Origin of the sequence: Jeotgalibacillus salarius (assembly GCF_004405125.1) — a bacterium.
GTDB lineage: Bacteria > Bacillota > Bacilli > Bacillales > Jeotgalibacillaceae > Jeotgalibacillus > Jeotgalibacillus salarius.
This window is the reverse complement of the sequence record NZ_SORX01000001.1, coordinates 204,493-227,547: the sequence shown is the minus strand read 5'-3', so window position 1 is coordinate 227,547 and position 23,055 is coordinate 204,493. Positions and strand designations below refer to the sequence as shown.

Below are 23,055 nucleotides of genomic sequence, written 5' to 3'. Positions count from 1 at the left end.
GCAGGGAGGAACAAAGATGGGTTCTACATTTATGGGGCTGGAAACAGCAAAACGCGCGCTCTTTACGCAGCAAAGCGCATTACACACTACCGGACACAATATTGCGAATGCAAACACACCAGGCTATTCAAGACAACGGGTGAATTTTGGTACAACCACACCTTTCGCACCAGCTGCAATGAACCAACCGCAAATTCCTGGTCAAATGGGAACAGGTGTTGAAGCAAGTTCAATTCAGCGTGTAAGGGATTCATTTCTTGATATCCAGTATCGCCAGGAAACGAATAAGCTTGGATACTGGGATGCGAAATCAAATGCGATCAGTGAAATGGAAAATATCATTAATGAGCCAACAACAAATGGTCTTAGCGCAGTAATGGGTGAATTTTGGCAGTCACTTCAGGATTTATCTGTCTATCCGGAAAATGATGGCGCGCGTAATGTCGTACTTGAGCGCGGACAATCTGTAGTGGATACATTCCATTATCTGAATGACTCCCTGAATCAAATCAACGATAATATTGGAAATGAAATCGGTGTATCACTGGATAGTGTGAATTCACTGCTGCAGCAAATTTCAAGCGTGAACAGTCAAATCAGTGATGTAGAACCGCATGGCAATATTCCAAATGACCTTTACGACCGCCGTGACAACCTGGTTGATGAACTGTCAGGCTATATTGATATTCGTGTGACAGCTACAAAATCAGAAGGTGATCCTGCCCCGGAAGCTGAAGGTCTTTACAACATCAGCATTATTGGTGCAAATGGCAAAGAAGAAATTCTTGTTTCTAAAGATAATCACTATCAGCTCGGCTTTTCAAATGGTAGTGGAAATCTTTCTACAACAACACCGGATGACATCAGCCAGCTTGCTATTTTCTCAAGTGAAGGAAAAGAAATCGTATCTAAAAAACTTCCTATAGCAGATGAAAATGGCAATCCGCTATTTTCACAGGGTGGACTCAGAGGATTGATTGAGTCTTACGGATACAGTTATGAGGATGATGCAGGAAATACTCAGGAAAAAGGTACCTTCCCTGAGATGCTGGACAACCTTGACCGTCTTGCATTTTCATTCTCCCAGACTTTTAATTCAGTACATGAAAAGGGGATTGACCTTCAGGGGGATACAGGACAGTCATTCTTTACAAATCTCGGTGGGAATCATCAAAATGCTTCAAAACTCATCTCGATGAGTGATATTACATCAAAAGAAATTGCTGCATCAACCACTACAAATGCTGACGGTGATGTAAACGCTGGTGATGGGAAAAATGCTGTAAATCTATCAAACATTCAAAACTGGCTGATGAATGACACTGCTGTTGACCTTGAAGGTTACGATGGAGACGAAACATTAGACGTTACGGGATTTAACCGTTTGGGATCAGCTTCCATGAACTCTTTCTATGAAGGTGTCATTGGTAAACTCGGTGTTCAAGGCCTTCAGGCAAACCGTCTGGCAGGAAATAGCGAAGTGCTCCAGCAGTCAGTTGACGAAAAGAGAATGTCAGTCAGTTCAGTTTCGCTGGACGAAGAAATGACTAACATGATTCAGTTCCAGCATGCATATAACGCAGCTGCAAGAAACATTACAATGGTCGATGAAATGCTAGATAAAATCATTAACGGCATGGGCTTAGTCGGCAGATAAGGAGTGAACTAAATGCGTGTAACACAATCAATGCTTTCAAGTAACATGCTGCGCAACCTGACGCAGAGCTATGACAAAATGGGCAAGCAGCAGGAACAGATCGCGACGCAGAAAAAGATTTCACGTCCTTCTGACGACCCTGTTGTCGCAATGAAAGGTGTTCTCTACCGCAGAAACCTGACAGAAGTAGAACAGTATAAACGTAACTTCTCAGAAGCTTATAATTGGGTAGAAAATGCAGACTCATCACTTGATAAAGCAAACCAGGCAATGCAACGTCTGCGTGAACTGCTCGTTCAAACTTCTAACGATACCTACGATGCTGATCAGAGAAAAACGACACGTGCCGAAATTGAGCAGTTAAAAGAACATATTGAAGAAATTGGAAATACGAAATTTGGTGACAAATATTTATTCAATGGTACAGATACAACGTCTAAGCCGCTAGACGTGGCGAATGGTGAGTATCCAGTTAATAATGAAGCGGTTGAAATTGAATTATCAAAAGGTGTTCATATTAAAGTGAATATTGACGGGCCCGCTGTTTTTTCTCAGGAAATGTTTGATGACATTGACAACATTCTTGCAACATTAGATGATGAAAACTCCACTGGTGACGATATCAATGATTATTTAACAAACATGGACACACATATGACGAACCTATCGAACGAGCGTTCATCACTAGGTGCGAGATACAACCGTATCGAACTGATGGACTCACGTGTAAGCGAGCAGGAAGTGATTGCAACACGAGTCATGTCTGATAATGAAGATATTGATTTTGAGAAAGTTATCACTGATATGAAAGTTCAGGAAAGCGTGCACCGTGCAGCGCTCTCAGTTGGATCACGTATTATCCAGCCTTCGTTAATGGATTTTCTACGTTAAATTTACGCTATTTGGATGCAACTTGAATTACAAAAGTTTGTCAGTTTATTAGTAAGTAAATACAATTGTTTCATTATTGCATTATTATGGGATATTCAAAGCTTTATACAAAGCGGTAGATCGGAGTGGAAGGCGGAGCCTCCAGCGTGAGAAGCCGGACAGGTGAGACCCCGCAGACACGAAGCGTTGGGGAGGCTCCCCGCCGTCCACGCGGAAAGCATCCGCCTGCAACAGAGATCGGACGCCAAGCTAATAAGTAAATCAACAGCGATTCCCAGAACGATGGAGGGGGAATAACCAATGCAAATTCCTCAAATACAAATAGATCAAACCCAAGCGAAGATCGGAATGACGTCTTCGCAGGGACAGCAACAAATAGAGCAGCCACAGGCAGTGCTAAACCTGAAGCAGACTCCTTCAAAAATGAGCATCTCTACAACAAAAGGCTGGCTCTCAATTGACCAGACGGAAGCTTGGGCATCAATGGATATCAAACCGATTTCCCGACGCATCCGTGAATGGGCCGCTGAAGGGAATCAGGAAGTGCTAAAAGGGATGCAGCGCGTTGCTTCAGAAGGTGATGCACTGATGAGAATTGAAAATGGCGGTGATCCGATTAAGTCAATCGCCAAAAGTAACTATGAAGGTCCACCACCATCATTCAATATCGGCTTCGTCCCTCCGCCTTTCAGTGTGAAAATGGATTATCGTCCAGGCACAACTGATATTCAGTTTTCAAAAGGCGGCGTAGAAAACAATTCTCGTGTACAAAAACCAAGAATCAGTTATACGCCACAGGAAGTAAAATTTCATATGCAACAACTGAACTCAATCAGATTCAGCGTTGTAAATCAGGAAATCTAAACTAGGAGCTGTTCGTTCCATGAAGATTGAAACGAAATACCATGGTCAGATCGAAATTGACGAAAATAGTATATGGCATTTTGAAAAAGGAATTCCCGGATTTGAGGATGAAAAACATTTCACGCTTCTTTCATTTAAAGACAACGACATCTTTTTCGTCCTTCAGTCCACATTGACCCCTTCACTTGGATTTATTATCAGTAATCCATTTTCATTTTTCCAAGAGTACGAAATTAAACTTGATGAAGCAGTTACTCATGCACTTGAGCTTGAAAAACCTGAAGATTCGATTGTCTATGTTATTTTGACAGTCAGAGAGCATTTCAGTGACTCAACTGCTAACCTGCAGGCACCACTTGTGTTTAACCTGAAAAATAAAAAAGCCAAGCAAATTATTCTTCAGGACTACTCCAGAAAACAGCCAGTCACAGCGGCTGCTGTGAAGGAGTGATCAGATGTTAGTGCTAACAAGAAAAACAGGCGAAGCAATCAGAATTGGTGATGACATCGAAATCACAGTGCTTTCAGTTCAAGGAGATCAGGTGAAACTCGGAATTGATGCACCGAAGCATGTTGAGATACATAGAAAAGAAATCTTTATCGCTATCAAGGAAGAGAATGAAGCGGCCAACAGAACAATTGATTTATCAAAACTATTTACAAAAGACTAATTCGCTAAATAAAGCGGATTAGTCTTTTGTAATGCCAGGGGAGTTTACCAACTTGACGGTGAAAGTCCGTTATAGCCGTTGAGATAGGCGAACGATTAGTCAAAGGGAAGGGGTATTCCTTGTGACTGGTGACGTGAAAACTGAAGGAAGCCACAGAATAATAGTAGTTAGGAGGTTAACGAATCAAATCCGAGGTTTATAACTTAGGACGATTTTGCAAAAAATAAAGTCCATAATATCTCCGGATGGGATAGGAATAAGTATGACGGATAGATTAAGGGAAAGAATCTCATGAAATTACACCTGACATCAGTTATAAATTGAAGAAATTAATTTTGCTAAAAGTGAAAGAATGTAAGAAAGTAATGATCAAGTACTACAGAAAATTGAAGGTGTAAAAGTTCTATAGTATATCATGGATAATGCCAATATCCGTAATGGCCACGTGCTTCTATTGAAAACCGCTATTATTCATTTAGTGTTATACAATAAATACTTGCAACTAATAGGGTTAAAAAACATATCCGTTGTAATCTTATAAAATTTTGAACGTCCTTATATGGCTTCGTCCTTACGGTGGTGTAAGAGAAGAAAGTTATTCCCCCCTCCTACTCGATTACCAAACAGTTAAAGTACACCAAATAAATATTTTTTAAAAGATTTTTTAATAAACTATAAACATCTACTGGACACCACCGATATAACTAGTAAGCAAGTTAAGAAGCGGCGCCGCTTCTCTCTTGCCCAAAATACTCATCGCAAACAAGGACGTTTGCGACACATTCAGGGAGGAAATATAAAATGATTATCAATAATAACATTCCAGCAATGAACACACACCGACAAATGGGAATTAACCAAGGAAATATGCAATCTTCTATGGAGAAGCTATCTTCTGGTATGCGTATCAATAAAGCTGGGGACGATGCAGCAGGTCTTGCAATTTCTGAAAAAATGCGTGCTCAAATCAGTGGTCTTGATCAAGCAAGCCGTAACTCTCAAGATGGTATTTCAATGATCCAAACTGCAGAGGGTGCTCTTGATGAGACTCATAGCATTCTTCAACGTATGCGTGAACTAGCTGTTCAATCTTCAAATGATACTAACGTAACTCAAGATCGTGATGCATTACAAAATGAATTTGAAGAACTAGGTAATGAACTTGAAAGAATCAAAGACAATACACAGTTCAACAAACAAACCCTCTTAGACGGTACTGCAGGTCAAAGTGGAACTGTGAGCATACAGGTAGGTGCAAATGCAACAGAATTAACAGAAATTGATTTCGGAACTGCAGGTGTTGATTTGACAACGATTGTTTCTGGTGCTCAAGGTGAAGATATTTCTACATTTAGTGGAGCGCAGTCTGCTATTACAGAAATTGAATCGCAAATCAAAACAGTGTCTGAAGGACGTTCTTATCTTGGTGCGATGCAAAATCGTTTAGAGCACACAATATCTAACCTAGACAATGCTTCTGAGAACCTTTCAGCTGCAGAATCACGTGTAAGAGATGTTGACATGGCAAAAGAAATGATGGAGATGACAAAGTCAAATATACTTTCTCAAGCTTCTCAATCAATGCTAGCGCAAGCTAATCAACAACCTCAATCTGTTTTACAATTACTAGGATAAGCATAATTAAAAAGGCTCTAGCCCTGCTAGAGCCTTTTTAATTAAATTTTCCACTAAATTTATTATGATATTATCAGTTTTTTTATATTTAAAAATAACAAATAGATGGGTGTTGAAAAATGAGACATTTAATTATTGATACTAAAGTATCCTTGATAGAATATATTCCAAGATTAATACAAGCTTCTGAAAAAATAGGGGAGTATCTACAAGCTGGTGAACAATATCGAGGAATGAAGCTATTACCGGACTTATTCGAAGGAATTCAATGGGTCACAAATGCTATAAAAGGCATAGAAAAAAATCATATTTCACTTGATCTAAACACTGAAGATATAAATAAATATTTAATTGAAATCGAACAAACACTTAAAAATCAAGACTTTGTATTACTCGCTGATCTATTAGAATATGAAATCTCACCGATATTAGAAAGTTGGTTAAATAAAATAGAGTCATTTGAGGTGTAAAATAGTAATATGAAGTGGAATTTATGTGAAACAAAAAATGGACAAATTTCCGTTGAAATTGATAATGGTCAAAAAGTTCAGTTACATAGCTGTTATAATCCAGTGAAAGAATCAAAACGCTGGGTGGAAGGGTTAGCAATTAATATAGTTATCACTAAACTTATTGTGGTTGGAATGGGGATGGGATACCATATACTTGCATTAAGAGAAAGGTATCCTCATATTGAGATTGAAGTATGGGAATTTAATAACGAGTATAAAAATTGGATTGAAGCCAACTTAGAAAATAAGATATTAAATGATAAAAAAATTTATTACTATTCTTCTGAATCTGTTGAAGAGATTAAGAAAAACTTTCTTGCAAAACTAGAACAGAATGAGGTGGAATTATTAATTCATTTGCCATCTTTAAATGTAATTTCAGACTCGCTTGATCCTTTACGTGAAAAATTAGTAGATATAGACTATATGAATCGTTCGTACCTATCTAAAAAAGAAACCTTAGAAGAAAATTTCAACTGTAATCTCACTCTAAACGATACTGGTATCAATAACTTTATTAATAACTATATAAAAAGACCATTTATTTTAGTATCTGCTGGACCATCTTTGACAAAGCAGTTACCCCTTTTAAAAAAAATTAAGCAAAATACAAACGTGATTCTAGGGTGCGTTGGAACAGCACTTAAACCTTTATTAGAAAATGAAATTAAACCCGATTTTTTAATGGTTTCAGATCCTAATGACCAAATTTCCGCACAAACAGATGGTGTATTTACGAATAATTTAACACTTTTTTATCTTTCAACTGCCAATCATAAGATGATATCTGCATTTAATGGTAAAAGATATATTGTTTGGCAAAATGGATATAAATACGCTGAAGAACAAAGCAAATATAAAAATGAACCTTTGATTAATACTGGAGGTTCAGTCGCTACATGCCTACTAGATTTAATGGTCAAGATGGGAGCTTCAAGAATTGCGCTTGTTGGTCAAGATTTGGCTTTTACAGATGGTAAAAGTCATGCAATATCAACTTCAGACTTAAGAACAGTGAATACAGAATACACAACTATTGAAGTGGATAATTTTCACTTAACAAATAAGGTTTCAACATCTAGAAATTTATCTATTTATTTAAAATGGTTTGAATCATATGTGAAGAAAAATGATTCAAAAGTGGATTTGTGGAATTGCACAGAGGGCGGAGCTTATATTAAAGGATGGTTTCACCAATCTCTCAAAACTTATTATGAAACAATTAAATGATAAGAAAGATGGTGATGAAATGCTCATACAGAATATTAATTTTTTAAGGAAGAGTAACCGGAATTTAAGAGATATCTTGAAACAATATGAACAAGAAGAAAATAGAGACTCCTCTGTGGAAGTACTTTTATCAAAAAAAGGTTTACCCACAATTAAATATCATGATGGACATACTTCACTCTTTTTACATAGTAAGTATGACCCGTTAAAAGAAAGCGATCAGATATTTAATAAATATAATTCAAGTATTAATGAGTGTAAGAATATTATATTCTTTGGAGTAGGAATGGGATATCATATTAAATTAATCATGGAAAAATATCCAGATCGTAATTATTTTTTATATGAGCCGAACCCAACTATCTTGTATCATTTTTTATCTGTTCATGCTTTAAATGATACATTTTCCGCAAAAAGATATAAGTTATACACTGCGGAAAATAAAGGTGAACTTAAAAATGTAATTAAGGAAATCACTAAGTATATTAGTGGTAGCGTATTTTTAATTTCGCATCCTAGTTATGAACGGGTTTTTAAAGAAGAGCATAACTCTTTTCTAGCAAGTTACAATGAAGAGTTAAAAGCTGAGATTACAAATGTTAAAGTTAGTCTATCTTTTCAAAGACAATGGTTATTGAACAGTATTAAAAACTTTAAACATACTTTAAATACTCCGAATATCTTGGATATAGACAATAACTTCTTTAAAGAAAAACCTGTTATAATAGTATCAGCTGGGCCGTCACTATCGGATGAAATAGAATCACTTCAGAAGATAAAAAGGGAGGGCTTAGGATATATTTTTGCTGTTGGTTCAGCTAATAAAGTGTTAATTAATAATAACATTGAGCCAGATGCAGTTTGTACTTATGATCCACAAATGCACAATCACGAAGTTTTTAAAGAAATGATAGATAATAATATTGAGCATATTCCAATGATTTATGGGACAACTGTTGGTTATCCAACCTTAGAGAAATATAAGGGACCAAAACTTCATATGGTTATTTCTCAAGATAATGTAACCCCATATTTATTGAACAACCCACGAGAAAAAGTTGGGGGCGTAGATGATGCCCCTTCTATTGCTATTGTAATACTTCAGTTACTTAACAAAATTGAAGCATCCCCAATTATATTAGCGGGACAAAATTTTGCTTATAGAGATCAAGATTTTTATGCAAAAGGGATTGAATACAATAATCGAGCACAAAAATTGTCTCAAAATGACTATGAAAAAATGGTCACGGTAAAGAGTGTTTCAGGACAAGATATTTACACTAGTGAGGGTTTTTTACGTATGAAAGAGACAATGGAAAAATATTTAAGACTCTGGAATAGAACGGATGTAATAAATACTACCGTGGGTGGAGCAAATATCGAAGGTACCACATATATCCCATTTGAAGATGTTATCACTGAATTCTTAACGGAGTCTGTTGTTAATAAAAAATGGAGTACCCAACGAACACAGTCGTCACTAACAGCTTATAATCTACATAGTAAATTTAAGAAGCTAGAAAGATGTCACTCAATTCATGTAAATACAATAAAAGAAATTAAAAGGACTATAAATGAGATTGATATAAATAATGGTAAAAGTTATATTCTACCTGAAAAACAATTTGCGAAATTGGATAATTTAATTACAAAGCTTGAAGGTAACGATTTCCATAAGGTTTTTATAAAGCCTATCGTAAGAGTTGAACATGAACAAATTATCATGTTAAGTAAAGAGATAAGTTATATAAATAATGCAAGGGAAAAATCAACTAAGGTTGTTGAAGGTTTTGGTAAGTTTATTAACTCAGTCGATGTTAATACTTCATTTATTGAGCCTGCATTTTTTGAATTAAAAGCAAATCTCGGGGTGTGAAAAATGGATCTTTCAGGTAAAAGTATTCTGGTGACTGGTGGAACAGGCTCATTCGGAAAAATGTTTGTAAAACGAGCACTACAATATAATGTGAAAAAAATTATTATATTTAGCCGTGATGAACTAAAGCAATATGAAATGGCTCAAGAGTTTACAGATGAAAGAGTACGATTCTTCATTGGAGATGTAAGAGATAAGGAACGATTGTATCGTGCATTTGCAGGAGTCGATATTGTAATACATGCGGCTGCTATGAAACATGTTGGGGCATGTGAATATAACCCATTTGAGGCAGTGAAAACAAATGTTTATGGCGCGCAGAATGTAATTGACGCTGCCATTGATTGTGGTGTTGAAAAAGTTATTGCTCTAAGCACTGATAAAGCAGCGAACCCTGTAAATTTATATGGTGCAACAAAACTTGCATCTGATAAATTATTTGTTGCTGCAAATTCATACGTAGGTGAGAAAAAAACAAAGTTCGCTGTAGTACGCTATGGTAATGTAGTTGGTAGTAGAGGGAGTGTGGTTCCTTTCTTTAAGAAGGTTCGTTCAACAGGTACTCTACCAATTACTGATGAGAGAATGACTCGTTTCTGGATTACCTTAGATAAAGGTGTACAATTTGTTATAGATAAACTAAGTTTAATGAAGGGTGGAGAAATATTTATCCCTAAAATTCCTAGTATGAAGATGACTGACTTAGCGAATGCAATCGCTCCAGAATGTAAAATTGAAATAATAGGGATTCGCCCTGGGGAGAAACTCCATGAGGCAATGATTACTGAAGATGATGCTAGACAAACAATTGAATTTGATAATTACTATATTATTCAACCAGAATTCCCATGGTGGACTAATGATCACGCAACTGATGGAAGAAGACTTGAAAATGGTTTTAAATATACAAGTGACAATAACACTCAGTGGCTTACAGTGGAAGAATTACGCACACTAATTGAAGAAATGTAGCTATTGAGCTACATTTTTTTATTTTAGCAAAGTTTATCTCAAACGAGTGTTTAAAAAATTACTCTATAAGATTGGCTTTGGTTCCGAGTGGTATTTAATGAAGAATAGTAATATTTAGAGGGGTTGCGTAATTTATTTAAAAGTAGTAAAGGTGAGTGAGTCAATAAGATGAAACATCCTTTTATTCCATACGGACGACAATCAATTGATGAAGATGACATAGAAGCAGTTATAGAGGTATTAAAAAGTGATTATTTAACTACAGGACCAACGGTGGAGATCTTTGAAAAAAAAGTTGCAGATTATGTAGAAGCAAAATACGCAGTAGCATTTTCCAATGGAACAGCTGCGTTACATGGTGCTTGTTTTGCAGCAGGAATTGGGAATGGTGATGAAGTAATAACAACACCAATGACTTTTGTTGCTAGTGCTAATTGTGTTCTATACCAAGGTGGGAAGCCAATATTTGCTGATATTGATCCAGAAACTTACAATATAGATCCTCACGAGGTTAGGAAAAGAATCACTAAAAAGACCAAAGCGATAATTCCCGTAGATTTTACAGGGCAACCAGTGAACATGAATGAAATCATGAAAATTGCAAAAGAAAATAATTTATTAGTTATAGAAGATGCCGCTCACGCAATAGGTGCTACTTATAATGATTCAAAAGTTGGTTCTATCGCGGATATGACAATGTTCAGCTTTCATCCTGTAAAACATATTACCACGGGCGAAGGTGGAATTATTACTACAAATAATAAGGTTCTATATGAAAAGTTAATTCAGTTTCGTTCACATGGAATTACACGAGATAGATCCTTGTTAAATAAAAGTGAAGGCCCATGGTATTATGAAATGCAGTATCTTGGATATAATTATCGAATGACTGATATACAAGCTGCATTAGGCACTAGTCAAATTGTGAAATTAGATCAGTTTATTGAAAGACGTAGGGATATTGTTAAGCAGTATAATAACGAGTTTAGTTCTTTGAAAGAATTAATAACCCCTTTTCAGCATCCAGATGGTAACTCTAGTTGGCATTTATATGTAATCAAATTAAAAGAAGAGTTATTAACTATTGACCGAAAACAGTTTTTTATAAAATTAAGAAAAGCTAGGATAGGTGTGAACGTTCATTATATTCCAGTACATTTACAGCCATATTATCAGGAGTTTGGTCATCAAAAAGGTGATTATCCACATGCTGAAAAATTATACGATCGTATTCTTACTCTACCGTTATTTCCCGAAATGACTGATGTCGATATTCAGTATGTAGCTGATACAGTGAAAGCAATAATTAATGAACATAAAGTGAAGTAGGTGGAGAAGTGAAAGTTGTAGCGATTATTCAAGCTCGTATGGGATCTAGTAGACTTCCAGCAAAAGTAATGAAAAGGGTGTTAGATAAGTCTTTGTTAGAATATCAGTTAGAAAGAGTTAAACGGACCATGCTAATTGATGAAATTGTGATTGCGACAACTACAAGAGATTCTGAGCAGCCAATAGTAGATTTATGCGAAAAACTTTCTATAGCTCTTTATAGAGGGTCAGAAGACGATGTGCTCTCACGTTATTATGAAGCAGCCAGAGAATTTAAAGCTGATATCGTTGTGCGACTAACTTCTGATTGCCCTATTATTGACCCTAATATAATTGATAATATCATCGAACAGTTTATAAATAATAAGTGTGACTATGTATCAAATACTCTAAAACGAACATATCCCAGAGGTTACGATACAGAGGTTTTTTCTTTTGAAACTTTAGAGTCTGCTTATTTAAATGGTAAATCCAATTTTGAAAGAGAACATGTTACACCATACATTTACCAAAATCAATCTTCATTCAATATAGAACAAATGTTAGGTGAGACCGATAACAGTCACTATAGGCTAACGGTCGATACAATTGAGGATTTCATATTAATAGAGAAAATAATTTCAACATTATATGTAAAAAACAATAATTTTACTAACGGTGATGTTATGGAACTTTTAAAAAGAAATAAAGATTGGAAACAAATAAATTCAGATATAAATCAAAAGAAAAATTAAGGGTGTAGTTATAATGCTTGAATTCAATAGTTACTTACGCTCCGTTACAGAAGAGGATTTACAATTAATTTATACATGGAGAAATAGTCCTGAAATTCGTCAACTGATGTTTAATAATGAAGAAATTGAGTGGAATTCACATATAAAGTGGTTTGATTATTTGGATTCTGATGAAAACAGTGAAATTAAAATATTTATTGAGGATAAAAAACCAAGAGGTATAGTTCAGATTAATAAAATTAATACTTATCATCAAACTGCAGAATGGGGATTCTATATTGGTGATAGGTACAAAAAAGGATTGGGTTCCTTATTAGCTTACCACGCCTTAAATTATATATTTGATGAATTAAATATTAGAAAATTATCTGCCCAAGTGTTGAGTATTAATGATATATCTCTTAAGTATCATAATAAAATTGGTTTTAAACAAGAAGGGTTATTGTTTCAGCATATTTTAAGAGAAGATAAGTTAATAGATGTTTATTTATTTGCCCAGTTCAAAAAAAATTGGAAATATAATAAGCAAGTATTATTGGAGGCTTTTACAAATGGATAAAGATATACGTATTGCTGATTGTTTAATTGGCCCAGGACATAAACCATTTATAATTGCAGAAATGTCTGGTAATCATAACCAATCACTAGACAGAGCATTAGAGATTGTCGAGGCTGTTGCTAGAACAGGTGCAGATTCTTTAAAGATACAAACTTATACCGCAGATACTTTAACCTTGAAAGTGAAAAGTGGAGATTTTGTAATAAAAGATCCCAATAGTTTGTGGAATGGTGAGTCTTTGTATGAATTATATAGTAAAGCCTATACCCCTTGGGAGTGGCATGAGCCCATATTTACACGTGCAAAAGAGCTTGGACTAATTCCCTTTAGTACACCTTTTGATGAAACGGCAGTTGATTTTCTAGAGGATTTAGATGTACCATTTTATAAGATAGCATCCTTCGAAAATAACGATATACCATTAATTGAAAAAGTAGCATCAACAGGTAAACCTATGATTATTTCTACAGGTATGGCATCTGTAGCAGAGCTTGATGAGACTGTTCGTGCAGCAAGAGGGGCTGGTTGTAATGACATCGTTCTTTTAAAATGTACAAGTACTTATCCTGCTACCCCAGAGAATACTAATATTTCTACAATTCCTCATATGAGAGAATTATTTAATTGTCATGTTGGTTTATCGGATCATACAATGGGAACTGGTGTGTCTGTAGCAAGTGTCGCATTAGGAGCAACTGTTATTGAGAAACATTTTGTGATTGACCGTTCTGAAGGAGGAGTAGATGCTGCGTTTTCTATGGAACCAGGTGAGATGAAGGCGCTTGTAGAAGAAACCGAAAGAGCTTGGAAGTCACTAGGTACTGTGAAATACGGTCCTACAAAAGCTGAAGAGAACTCATTGCAATTTAGACGTTCGATATACGCTGCAAAAGATATCAAAAAGGGTGATAGATATACTCCCGAGAATATTCGTGTAGTTCGACCAGGATTTGGAATGAAGCCTAAATACTACAAAAATCTATTGGGTAAAGAAGCAGAGAAAGATTTTAACTTTGGGGATCCTATTAAATTTTTATAGTTTCAATCAATCACCCGATGAATAAAGTATCATTACTCATCGGGTGTTTTTTATAGAGATAAGTATTTTGAAACTCTTTTTTTTCCATTACCATCTACTATTTTTCTAGCTTTATCACTTAATTTAGTAATGTCGTTTATATTTAAAAAAGATTCTACTGCTGTTTTAATACTATCTGATGATATAGAATCATGTACACCAATGTACTGATCGATTCCCAATTCATGAACATTTTCACAGAGCTCAATTTGGTTGTATGCAACCGCCGTTAAAACGGCAGGGGTTCCAAGGCAATATCTTTCCCATGTTGTACTGCCACCGGCGCATATGGCAAAGTCAGCTAGAAGCATTAACTTTGCCATGTAATTTATATTATAATGAAAAGTCATGTTTTTATTAATGCATAATTCTTCAATCTTTTCTTTATTTTGATTAGTAGGACCTACTACAACGTGTACAGTAAGATCAAAACTCTCTATTGCGTTTATAGCTTTTATAGTATCATTTGTAGGATCACTACCACCATAAAAAATTAAAACAGTTTTATGTTTACTGTTTAACTTAGTTGATTCATGAAGTTTAATAAACTCTTCTCTTAGTAGTGCATATTCTGGCCCTAATAATAATTTACAATTTTTAGGAATTAGACCATAATAACGTTCGTAAGCATTAGAATAATAATTTTGATCTAATAATATGTCACACACATGCTCACGATCCGCAAGGTCATCTATAACCAAAATATTCGGGACAAGTTCTTTTATTTTTTGCTCCCAAGATTTATCGATTGCATAATGATCTATTATCATCCAATCAAATTGTACTTCACAGGAGAGCAATACTTTCTTCGTTTCTAGTGCGTCTTGTTCGATTGAAGTACCTAACCATGATCCATGTTTGATTTGATTAGGGGATATATATTTTTTTTCATAATTTTTAAGCGTGTAAATAAAGAAACCTTTTTCTGCAATTAGATGACTTAAATTCCCATGATGCAATCTGCAAACAAAATATATTGTATGACCACTTTCCCTTAGTTCTTCAGCAAAGGTTAGACAACGCATTATATGACCTGTACCTATATTAGTGGATGCATCAACGCGGAAACATATGTTCATGTATGTACACCTATTTCTATAAAAATTTATTTTATTTCTGTGTTTATACTATTTAATATCTAAATCATTTCTTATTATACAGTACATTGTTTTTAATAATTAAATATAATTAGAATGAGGATATGTTTTTCCACAAGTATGTAAATATAAATTTCTTAATATTTACAACTGCAAAAAAAAAGAGCTTAACTTGTTCATGTTTGGTAGGTTAAAATTCTCTAAGTATTAGTAGAATACACTTTACGACTACACTTAATAAAAAGAACTGTTTAATTGATAATTCGAAATCTACTAGGAATTGGAAATTTAATATTAAAATTATAAAAAAGATTAACCGACAATATCCTTGAACATCCATAGCTACTATTTGATATATAAGTATTTTAATTCATACATTGCCACGTTGATTGTAATTTTTATATTATTTGGATATTAAAAAGTAGCATTCTACTTTTATAACATCGCATTACTAAAAATTTATCTATTCCTATTATTCAGAACCTCTACTGAAAGCCGATATAAAGGGAAATATGTGAAGTGAGGGATGGGTATGAAAATTCAAGTGGCATCTAATGCTTCGATTAATCCAGAATTGTTGAACAAAATTGTGCAGGAAAGAGAACCGTTTAAAGCACCAGGGATTAAAGAGGGTCGTGTGGACCAAGTAGGTGAGGCAATTGAAAGAGGAAAACTGAATAACAATGGTTTGGAAACGGCACAGGAAATTCAACGTAAGGTGGATCAAACGAATAAGTTATTTGAAGTGAATTATACCTCTGTGAAGTTCAGTGTGCATGAAGGTACAGAACGTATGATGATCAGGGTTGTGGATCAACAAACAGATGAGGTCATACGTGAAATTCCTTCTGAAGACTTTCTGGATATGGTTTCTAAAATGGTAGATTATATGGGATTGATGGTAGATAAAAAAATTTAATGGATCAGTCCTTCATTACGGTTCTTTCTAAAGCCGTGTTGGTGGGCTGTATTTTTTATGAGTGATTCTTCACAAGATAATAACATGGAATTATTAACAACTATCAAATTTCACAACTTATTAGGTGTTTCACATGCAATAATTTAACTTTATTACTAACATGCCGATATATATTTAAAGAGGTTAAGTTTGGTAACAGTAGGTAGAAATTAACTTTTTGTAAACTGACGGCCAGAAAAACATATATAATAAAGAAAATTTTCTATGTAATGTTCATAAATAAACTATATTGGATGTGATCTAAATGAGAATTGGTGGATTAGCAAGTGGGATGGATACAGATTCGATGATCAAAGAGATGATGGCAGCGCATCGGATTCCACTCGATAAAATTGTTCAACAAAAACAATATATGGAATATCAAAGAGATGATTACCGTGATCTAAATCGTAAAATGAATGATTTTAGTAACCTAACGTTTGACACGATTTTGAGACCTTCTACGTATTCACAAAAAACGATTTCCAGTAGTTCTAGTGCCTTGTCGATTAAGAGTGTGTCAGCAACTAGTGATGTGAGTGGATCAATCGATGTAACACAAGTTGCTGAAGCTGCGAGTATGAGAAGTAAAAGTGAATTAGCAGGTGTTGATCCAAATGCTAAGCTTGATCCTAACTATGATCATGAAGCCAATGGAGATAAATCAATCACAATTCAAGCAATTCAAGCCGACGGAACACTCGGGGAACCTCAAACGATCGATTATAATCCTGCTGAAGAAACAATGAATACGCTCATTTCGAAAATTAACAAAACAGGTACAGTTGACATGTTCTTTGATTCTTTTACTGGGAAAGTGTCAATGTCTGCTAAACATACTGGTGACGCTGTTGATGCGAACGGTAATGATGTTGCAGAGATCAACCTTATCGGTGACTTCTTTACAAACACGTTAAAACTCGATGAGGATAACGTAACTGCCGCAAATCTTGCAGATCCAGCTAATAGTAATGGTTCAATCGGCAAAAATGCAAAGTTCACTTATAATGGTTTAGAAACCGAACGTTCTTCTAACACATTTCGAATTAATGGTTTCGAGTTTACAGTTAACGATGAAACAAATGGTGATGTGAAATTTAGCTCTTCTCCAAATACAGAGAATATTTTAGAATCCATCGTCAAATTTACGGATGAATACAATAAGTTAATTGCAGAAATAAAAGGAAAAACGTCGGAAACCAAGTATCGTGATTTCCCTCCTTTAACAGACGAACAGCGATCCGAACTAACTGAAAAAGAAGCAGAGTTATGGGATGAAAAAGCGATGAGCGGCACACTCCGTGGAGATTCTACTTTAAATAGAGCTTTAGATACAATGAGACGGGATTTGGGTAGCATGGTAGGAGGGCTAGCAGGGGCCAATCGTCTAGCTGAATTCGGAATAACCACTTCGAAAGATTATCGTGAAAATGGCAAACTAGTTATCGATGAAGCAAAACTTAGAACTGCCATTACTACAGACCCTAATGGGATTTATGAGTTATTTGCCAATGATAGCGACAATCCTGAAGAAAAAGGGCTTGGAAGAAGACTGAGAGAAACAATATCAACAACGAGAGAGCAAATTATTGAACGTGCAGGGAGAGATACAAGTGTTGGAAATACGTTTACACTTGGACGGGGCATCTCGAATAAGGACGACCAGATCGAGCGATTTGAAGATCGTTTAAATATGATGGAAAACCGTTATCATCAGCAGTTTGCTGCTATGGAAGCTGCCATTCAAAAAGCAAACCAGCAATCAACATATCTTATGAATGCTTTTGGTGGCGGGCAACAAATGTAAAGTAAGAAAGTATTAACATAATTAAGGAGTGTTTAAATGGCTGTAAAAAATCCCTACGCTGCCTATCAACAAAATAGTGTTACAACAAAAAGTCCTGGAGAGTTAACTCTTATGCTCTATAACGGTTGTATCAAATTTATCAATCAAGCAAAAGTTGCTATTGATGATCGTAATATTGAAAAAAGAAACGAATTCATTCAAAAAGCTCATAATATTATTCGAGAATTCATGGTGACGTTGAATATGGATATTGCCGTCTCTAAAGACTTGATGGTAATGTATGACTATATTAATAACAGATTAACTGAAGCGAACGTAAAGAATGATGTGGTTATCCTAGATGAAGTTGAAGATTTGGTTACTCAGCTTCGTGATACATGGAAGACTGTTATACAGACCCAACGACAAAAACAATTTGGTGCAGGAAACCAAGCATGAGCGTGGTAGAAAAATGTCTGAACATCACAAAGTCTATTTATAACATCATACTTGATGGGTCAGAGGAAACACGTGACGATTGGACAAGTGAAGTAAATCAATTATTAGATGAACGTGAAAAGATATTGCCTTTGATTAAAGAACCTTTTACGACAGAAGAACGTGAAATGTCAAATCAAATTATGCAAATTAACAATAAGATAGAAGAAGGTTTAGTTAAAAATCGAGCGGTCATTCAAGACAACATTCATGGGCTGCGTGCGAAGAAAACAAACGTAAAAAAATATATTGACCCGTATGATCAGGTAAACCGTGATGGTACTTTTTATGACAAACGAAAATAGTAAAGACATATGTGGTAAAGGATCTGTTCAGCGGAATTAAATCGTTTGAACAGATTTTTTTGAATGATTTTGAAGAAAGTATTACTCAAGAATTTTTAATTCATATATTAAATTGTGATTTAGTAGAAAGGAGAATAAAAGATGGATATTGCTTTATTGTCTATGGCGATGAGTCAGGGGCAACTGCAGCAGGGAGCATCAGTTGCTTTAATGAAAAAGAGTATGGGGAATATGGATCAGCAGGCAGAGGGATTACAGAAATTACTGAGTTCATCAAGCGCAACGGCGATTCAACAGGCAGCACAACCACATCTAGGTGGTTCGATCGATATAAAATTGTAAGAATAGCCTCTAGATTTGTAGTATTTGACTTCAGTAACAGCTGTAACATGATGTGCGGTAGTAAAGTTAGCGATGAGAAGTAATAATATTTAATTAATCACGTTACAATGAGAAAATTGAGGGTGGGGGGGTGTAAGAGTGATGTTGAATTTTTATTCGAGTGGTATGGTTGCACATCGTCATTTTTCTATGCAGTCGATGCTATTAGATCAGTCGATTGAAAAGTTATCGACTGGTCTTCGAATTAATCGAGCCGGAGATGATCCAGCAGGACTTGCTATATCTGAAAAGATGCGTGCTCAAATTCGTGGGTTGGACCAGGCGTCTAGAAACGCACAGGATGGCATTTCTATGATTCAGACCGCTGAAGGTGGATTGAATGAAACACATGCGATTATTCAAAGGATGAGAGAGCTAGCTGTTCAAGCATCTAATGACACGTATATAGTAAGCGATCGAGAAGCGATGCAAAGCGAAATGTATCAATTAGCTGCAGAGATCGATCGTATAGGAAATTCAACTGAATTTAATACAAAAAAATTGCTGAATGGATCAAGTACTAGCGTATCGTTACAAATTGGTGCAAATCAAGGGCAGCAAATGAATATTTCATTTCAAGATATGCGGACTAATGCTTTAGGAGTAGATGCAATTGATCTGACTTCTCATGACAATGCCACGGATGCAATTAATCAATTGGATCAAGCACTGAGCAAAGTTTCATCTGAACGTTCTCGCATGGGTTCCTATCAAAATAGATTAGGTCATACCATTTCAAATTTAACAAACTCTTCACTGAACCTCACCTCTGCAGAGTCACGAATACGAGATGTTGACATGGCAAAAGAAATGATGGAAATGACCAAACGCTCCCTGCTATCGCAGGTCGCATTGGCAATGATCGCTCAAGCCAATCAGCAGTCACAGTTTGTGTTGAGATTGTTGCAGCCATAGAGAGTGGACCAATTATAGAATCTGTCTAACCATTGAGTTTTGAATTGGTTTGACAGTTTTTTTGTAGATTAACAATCTATTATTATAGTCTATTATTTAGTTTGAATCATGCGTAATATAAGATTATAATAACTAAAAAGGGAGGTGAATAAGATGGATCATAAAGTCATGGGTTTTCTTGTTGAGATGAAAGCAGACATTATGATACGCCTTGATGCGATGCAAAATCGCCTTGAAAATGTGGAACTTGATACGAAGGAAATGAATACGCATATGAGTCAGACCAATCAACGTCTTGAATTCATCGACAACAGGCTTGATGGTATTGGGGGACAGTTTGAGATGATGACTTCTCAGAAGATTGAACAGACCCGTAAGACTGAGGAGGACCTGACGTTTGTGATCAGTAAGGTAGCAAACCTTGAAAGGGAAGTTTATCATTTGAAAAAACAACAGTAATTCTCTCTAAAAATAAAAACCTCAATCAGACCACTGAATTTTTCATTTAGTTACTCCACAAATTTATTAACATCAAATCAAATGAAATCTATTTAATCGAAACTTTTACAAATGAGTGGGCTGTTCTATATTGATTGGAATGGCTTTTTAGATTAACATAAGTCACTATGCTAATCGTTAATTTACTAAGAATAATACAGCACCCAGCGCGGGATGGATGGCGCGTTTTATGATAATAAGAAGTAAGCACTCTGCCGGTGGTGGGGTGTTTTCTCTTTTGCTTACTAGTGTAGAACTCTTAGATTCAGTGGTGGATGAACAATATTAGCTTATGAGTGCACTGTTTCGGGAATTGGATGCTCTGAATGCATTTAAGAAACAGTCTTTTAATGTCTTAAAAGCATCAAGAGCGGCCTGTACTGCAACCGAGATGGCGGATAGAACTATCGCAGGCGGTGTCAGGACGGTTGCCGCCGCTTATACTGCAGTCAACCCGGGTGTATCATACCATCAGGGGCGGGAACATGACTTTCGCTGGGCATGATATGACAGTCGCCGAGTAGACCCGAGACAGACCCACTTCTACTTTTTCACACAACTTTATTACCAATATCTATTCACAAATAAGCCTTTATACCCCATAATAAAAATATACATACACAACGTTTGATGGAGGTTAAGGCTTTGAAGATCAAAGGAAAACTGATTGTTTCTTATCTAATAATAGCTGGAATGCTTCTTGTGCTTGGATTTGCCAGTGTGATGGCAGTGGGAAATGTGAATGATAATGGGAAACGGATGTACGAAGAGCGTGTCCGCGCGCTTGATATCGTGTCTGAAATGACGAGACTGTCTGAAAATACGCGTGTGCAGATGACGAGCGCTGTCATTCAGCAGAGTCCGAGACTGACAGATTCAGCTCTAAATAATATTGATGAGGTGGACAGGCTGATTGAAGAATTTCAGTCGACTAACCCCGGTGCGCAGAGTAGCGAATATATGACGAGTTTTGAGGAGAATTGGGCTGTTTATAAGCAATCACTTCAAACAAATATTGAGCAGATTCAAGCAAATGATTATGATGAGGCAGCCGGTGGAATTGGTGCTTCAGGTACGCTTTTTGCGATGGCGCAGGGAGATCTTGCGAATCTAAAAGCACGCGCAGTGGAGATGGCGGATGAATTGAATAATCAGAACGAGTCCACATTTAACACGAGCCGTACTTTGATTTTGGTGATCAGCGCCATCGCTCTGATCGCGGCAGTTGCGATTGGGGTCACGATGGGGCAGGCAATCGGCGGTCCATTGAAGCGCGTGGCTTCACGCATGGAAAGAGTGTCTGACGGTGATTTGACACGCGAACTGCTTGTGTCTAAACGTAAGGACGAAATTGGTACGCTTGTTGCGGCAACGAATAAAATGCAGGATGATCTAAAGGCTGTTGTGAGTAAAATTGCAGTAGCTACGGATCACGTTTCCGCGCAGAGTGAAGAACTGACGCAGTCTGCGAATGAAGTGCGTGAAGGCAGTGAGCAGATTGCGGTGACGATGCAGGAGTTGGCGTCAGGATCAGAAGCGCAAGCAACAAATGCAGGTGCGCTTTCAGAAACGATGGATGGTTTTGCCGTGAAGATTCAGGAAACGAATCAGCAGAGTCAAGACATTTCAACGCGGTCTCGCGATGTGATGAATAGTGCTGAGGAAGGGTCTCAGATGATGGAATCCTCAATCCAGCAAATGATGGTCATTGATCAGGTGATGACTGAAGCGGTAGGTAAAGTGCGTGGACTTGATGAGCAAACGAATGAGATCACAAAACTTGTCGGCGTGATCCGCGAAATTGCCGAGCAGACAAACCTTTTAGCGTTAAATGCAGCAATTGAAGCAGCGCGTGCCGGTGAGCAGGGTAAGGGATTTGCAGTGGTTGCGGATGAAGTGAGGAAGCTTGCTGAACAGGTCGCGAATTCCGTCAATGACATCACCGGTTTTGTAAATGGGATCCAGACTGAATCACGCAGCGTCGTTGGCTCCCTCGAACAGGGGTATGAAGAAGTCAATGAAGGCACAAGACAGATTGCAGTAACAGGTGAACGTTTCAATGAAATCAATGGTTCGATCAGGGATATGATCAAAATGGTCGATCAAATTACCGGCAACCTTCAGGATATTTCACAGGACAGCCAGACGATGAATGCATCAGTCCAGGAAATCGCATCCATTTCACAGGAATCAGCAGCAGGTGTTGAAGAAACAGCCGCATCAAGCGAGCAGTCACTAAGCACCATGGAGACGATTTCGGCGAGTGCAGATGAACTTGCTGGGCTTGCTGAAGAGCTGAGTGGTGAGGTTAGGAAATTTAAATTGAATGTATAATTTGGATCCGGGCCAGGATGTGGCTTCGGATTTTTTGATGGCGTAGACCCGGGACAGACCCGCTTCTACGTGAGTTGTGGCTGTTCTGGCGGGAGTGGTAGCGATTCGTGTGCAGGTCGTAGCGATTCACCCGTGAGCTTGTAGCAATCGTCCGCGTGTCCGGTAGCGATTACGTGTTTTGAATGTCATAACTGTACAAGAAATCACCTTACACGTAGACCCGTCTGCTATTAATGAGTATACATTTAAACATACCCCTCCACCCTAAATGTGAC

At 36.6% G+C, this 23,055-nt stretch carries 24 protein-coding genes; 23 read left to right on the top strand and 1 reads right to left on the bottom strand.

The genetic code is table 11. The features are described 5' to 3' along the window. Window positions 1-16 precede the first annotated feature (16 nt). The 14 genes from flgK (at window position 17) to pseI (ending at window position 13,969) form a co-directional block, all read left to right on the top strand. Complete coding sequence (flgK, locus tag E2626_RS01065) at window positions 17-1,657, top strand: flagellar hook-associated protein FlgK (RefSeq protein WP_134378745.1); 1,641 nt, start codon at window positions 17-19, stop codon at window positions 1,655-1,657. Between the two features lie 12 nt (window positions 1,658-1,669). After that, window positions 1,670-2,548 carry a flagellar hook-associated protein FlgL gene (gene flgL / locus E2626_RS01060; protein ID WP_134378743.1) on the top strand — a complete coding sequence of 293 codons (879 nt, stop codon included), beginning with the start codon at window positions 1,670-1,672 and terminating at the stop codon, window positions 2,546-2,548. Window positions 2,549-2,848: 300 nt separating this feature from the next. Beyond that, window positions 2,849-3,412 carry a DUF6470 family protein gene (locus tag E2626_RS01055; protein WP_134378741.1) on the top strand — a complete coding sequence of 188 codons (564 nt, stop codon included), beginning with the start codon at window positions 2,849-2,851 and terminating at the stop codon, window positions 3,410-3,412. Window positions 3,413-3,431: 19 nt separating this feature from the next. Beyond that, a complete protein-coding gene (gene fliW, locus E2626_RS01050) occupies window positions 3,432-3,863 on the top strand; it encodes a flagellar assembly protein FliW (protein WP_134378739.1) in 432 nt (143 codons plus the stop codon). Window positions 3,864-3,867: 4 nt separating this feature from the next. Then, a complete protein-coding gene (gene csrA, locus E2626_RS01045; protein ID WP_134378737.1) occupies window positions 3,868-4,083 on the top strand; it encodes a carbon storage regulator CsrA in 216 nt (71 codons plus the stop codon). Window positions 4,084-4,884: 801 nt separating this feature from the next. Further along, the gene (locus E2626_RS01040) at window positions 4,885-5,718 is read left to right on the top strand and encodes a flagellin N-terminal helical domain-containing protein (RefSeq protein ID WP_134378735.1); all 834 of its coding nucleotides are present in this window, start codon (window positions 4,885-4,887) and stop codon (window positions 5,716-5,718) included. A 119-nt stretch (window positions 5,719-5,837) separates the two neighbouring features. Beyond that, on the top strand, window positions 5,838-6,188 hold the full coding sequence (locus E2626_RS01035) for a DUF8042 domain-containing protein (protein WP_134378733.1): 351 nt from the start codon (window positions 5,838-5,840) through the stop codon (window positions 6,186-6,188). 9 nt (window positions 6,189-6,197) lie between these two features. Beyond that, window positions 6,198-7,460: a motility associated factor glycosyltransferase family protein gene (locus tag E2626_RS01030; protein ID WP_134378731.1), complete on the top strand. Its 1,263-nt coding sequence runs from the start codon at window positions 6,198-6,200 to the stop codon at window positions 7,458-7,460. Then, a complete protein-coding gene (locus E2626_RS01025) occupies window positions 7,360-9,336 on the top strand; it encodes a motility associated factor glycosyltransferase family protein (RefSeq protein ID WP_134378729.1) in 1,977 nt (658 codons plus the stop codon). The genes E2626_RS01030 and E2626_RS01025 overlap by 101 nt, the downstream gene beginning before the upstream one ends. A 3-nt stretch (window positions 9,337-9,339) precedes the next feature. After that, window positions 9,340-10,308, top strand: coding sequence for a UDP-N-acetylglucosamine 4,6-dehydratase (inverting) (gene pseB, locus E2626_RS01020; protein WP_134378726.1), 969 nt, complete (start codon window positions 9,340-9,342; stop codon window positions 10,306-10,308). Between the two features lie 168 nt (window positions 10,309-10,476). After that, entirely contained in the window at window positions 10,477-11,637 is a 1,161-nt protein-coding gene (pseC, locus tag E2626_RS01015) for a UDP-4-amino-4,6-dideoxy-N-acetyl-beta-L-altrosamine transaminase (RefSeq protein WP_134378724.1), read from the top strand. Window positions 11,638-11,645: 8 nt separating this feature from the next. Beyond that, a complete protein-coding gene (locus E2626_RS01010) occupies window positions 11,646-12,371 on the top strand; it encodes a cytidylyltransferase domain-containing protein (protein WP_134378722.1) in 726 nt (241 codons plus the stop codon). A gap of 13 nt (window positions 12,372-12,384) precedes the next feature. Beyond that, on the top strand, window positions 12,385-12,930 hold the full coding sequence (pseH, locus tag E2626_RS01005) for a UDP-4-amino-4,6-dideoxy-N-acetyl-beta-L-altrosamine N-acetyltransferase (RefSeq protein WP_134378720.1): 546 nt from the start codon (window positions 12,385-12,387) through the stop codon (window positions 12,928-12,930). Continuing rightward, window positions 12,923-13,969: a pseudaminic acid synthase gene (pseI, locus tag E2626_RS01000; RefSeq protein ID WP_134378718.1), complete on the top strand. Its 1,047-nt coding sequence runs from the start codon at window positions 12,923-12,925 to the stop codon at window positions 13,967-13,969. Before pseH ends, pseI begins: the two co-directional genes overlap by 8 nt. Window positions 13,970-14,019: 50 nt before the next feature. On the opposite strand, the gene pseG is transcribed toward pseI, so the two are convergent. After that, the gene (pseG, locus tag E2626_RS00995; protein WP_134378716.1) at window positions 14,020-15,087 is read right to left on the bottom strand and encodes a UDP-2,4-diacetamido-2,4,6-trideoxy-beta-L-altropyranose hydrolase; all 1,068 of its coding nucleotides are present in this window, start codon (window positions 15,085-15,087) and stop codon (window positions 14,020-14,022) included. A 550-nt stretch (window positions 15,088-15,637) separates the two neighbouring features. Here pseG and E2626_RS00990 point away from each other — a divergent pair. The 9 genes from E2626_RS00990 (at window position 15,638) to E2626_RS00950 (ending at window position 22,780) form a co-directional block, all read left to right on the top strand. After that, window positions 15,638-16,024 carry a flagellar protein FlaG gene (locus E2626_RS00990; protein ID WP_166786680.1) on the top strand — a complete coding sequence of 129 codons (387 nt, stop codon included), beginning with the start codon at window positions 15,638-15,640 and terminating at the stop codon, window positions 16,022-16,024. A gap of 304 nt (window positions 16,025-16,328) precedes the next feature. Next, entirely contained in the window at window positions 16,329-17,870 is a 1,542-nt protein-coding gene (locus E2626_RS00985) for a flagellar hook-associated protein 2 (protein WP_134378712.1), read from the top strand. Window positions 17,871-17,906: 36 nt separating this feature from the next. Beyond that, the gene (gene fliS / locus E2626_RS00980) at window positions 17,907-18,308 is read left to right on the top strand and encodes a flagellar export chaperone FliS (protein ID WP_134378710.1); all 402 of its coding nucleotides are present in this window, start codon (window positions 17,907-17,909) and stop codon (window positions 18,306-18,308) included. After that, a complete protein-coding gene (gene fliT / locus E2626_RS00975) occupies window positions 18,305-18,652 on the top strand; it encodes a flagellar protein FliT (RefSeq protein ID WP_134378708.1) in 348 nt (115 codons plus the stop codon). Before fliS ends, fliT begins: the two co-directional genes overlap by 4 nt. A 141-nt stretch (window positions 18,653-18,793) precedes the next feature. Then, a complete protein-coding gene (locus E2626_RS00970) occupies window positions 18,794-18,994 on the top strand; it encodes a YjfB family protein (RefSeq protein WP_134378706.1) in 201 nt (66 codons plus the stop codon). A gap of 138 nt (window positions 18,995-19,132) precedes the next feature. Further along, window positions 19,133-19,948, top strand: a complete 816-nt coding sequence (locus tag E2626_RS00965) for a flagellin N-terminal helical domain-containing protein (RefSeq protein WP_424955107.1) — start codon at window positions 19,133-19,135, stop codon at window positions 19,946-19,948. A gap of 153 nt (window positions 19,949-20,101) precedes the next feature. After that, entirely contained in the window at window positions 20,102-20,407 is a 306-nt protein-coding gene (locus E2626_RS00960; RefSeq protein WP_134378704.1) for a hypothetical protein, read from the top strand. Between the two features lie 331 nt (window positions 20,408-20,738). Next, window positions 20,739-20,951, top strand: coding sequence for a hypothetical protein (locus E2626_RS00955; RefSeq protein WP_134378702.1), 213 nt, complete (start codon window positions 20,739-20,741; stop codon window positions 20,949-20,951). 140 nt (window positions 20,952-21,091) lie between these two features. Then, complete coding sequence (locus E2626_RS00950) at window positions 21,092-22,780, top strand: methyl-accepting chemotaxis protein (RefSeq protein ID WP_166786679.1); 1,689 nt, start codon at window positions 21,092-21,094, stop codon at window positions 22,778-22,780. The last annotated feature ends 275 nt before the right edge of the window (window positions 22,781-23,055 follow it).

Bases quoted from the DNA above. Each gene is read 5' to 3' on its own strand.
- flgK (WP_134378745.1), top strand. From the start codon at position 17: ATGGGTTCTACATTTATGGGGCTGGAAACAGCAAAACGCGCGCTCTTT.
- flgL (WP_134378743.1), top strand. From the start codon at position 1,670: ATGCGTGTAACACAATCAATGCTTTCAAGTAACATGCTGCGCAACCTG.
- E2626_RS01055 (WP_134378741.1), top strand. From the start codon at position 2,849: ATGCAAATTCCTCAAATACAAATAGATCAAACCCAAGCGAAGATCGGA.
- fliW (WP_134378739.1), top strand. From the start codon at position 3,432: ATGAAGATTGAAACGAAATACCATGGTCAGATCGAAATTGACGAAAAT.
- csrA (WP_134378737.1), top strand. From the start codon at position 3,868: ATGTTAGTGCTAACAAGAAAAACAGGCGAAGCAATCAGAATTGGTGAT.
- E2626_RS01040 (WP_134378735.1), top strand. From the start codon at position 4,885: ATGATTATCAATAATAACATTCCAGCAATGAACACACACCGACAAATG.
- E2626_RS01035 (WP_134378733.1), top strand. From the start codon at position 5,838: ATGAGACATTTAATTATTGATACTAAAGTATCCTTGATAGAATATATT.
- E2626_RS01030 (WP_134378731.1), top strand. From the start codon at position 6,198: ATGAAGTGGAATTTATGTGAAACAAAAAATGGACAAATTTCCGTTGAA.
- E2626_RS01025 (WP_134378729.1), top strand. From the start codon at position 7,360: ATGATTCAAAAGTGGATTTGTGGAATTGCACAGAGGGCGGAGCTTATA.
- pseB (WP_134378726.1), top strand. From the start codon at position 9,340: ATGGATCTTTCAGGTAAAAGTATTCTGGTGACTGGTGGAACAGGCTCA.
- pseC (WP_134378724.1), top strand. From the start codon at position 10,477: ATGAAACATCCTTTTATTCCATACGGACGACAATCAATTGATGAAGAT.
- pseH (WP_134378720.1), top strand. From the start codon at position 12,385: ATGCTTGAATTCAATAGTTACTTACGCTCCGTTACAGAAGAGGATTTA.
- pseI (WP_134378718.1), top strand. From the start codon at position 12,923: ATGGATAAAGATATACGTATTGCTGATTGTTTAATTGGCCCAGGACAT.
- pseG (WP_134378716.1), bottom strand. From the start codon at position 15,087: ATGAACATATGTTTCCGCGTTGATGCATCCACTAATATAGGTACAGGT.
- E2626_RS00990 (WP_166786680.1), top strand. From the start codon at position 15,638: ATGAAAATTCAAGTGGCATCTAATGCTTCGATTAATCCAGAATTGTTG.
- E2626_RS00985 (WP_134378712.1), top strand. From the start codon at position 16,329: ATGAGAATTGGTGGATTAGCAAGTGGGATGGATACAGATTCGATGATC.
- fliS (WP_134378710.1), top strand. From the start codon at position 17,907: ATGGCTGTAAAAAATCCCTACGCTGCCTATCAACAAAATAGTGTTACA.
- fliT (WP_134378708.1), top strand. From the start codon at position 18,305: ATGAGCGTGGTAGAAAAATGTCTGAACATCACAAAGTCTATTTATAAC.
- E2626_RS00970 (WP_134378706.1), top strand. From the start codon at position 18,794: ATGGATATTGCTTTATTGTCTATGGCGATGAGTCAGGGGCAACTGCAG.
- E2626_RS00960 (WP_134378704.1), top strand. From the start codon at position 20,102: ATGGATCATAAAGTCATGGGTTTTCTTGTTGAGATGAAAGCAGACATT.
- E2626_RS00955 (WP_134378702.1), top strand. From the start codon at position 20,739: ATGAGTGCACTGTTTCGGGAATTGGATGCTCTGAATGCATTTAAGAAA.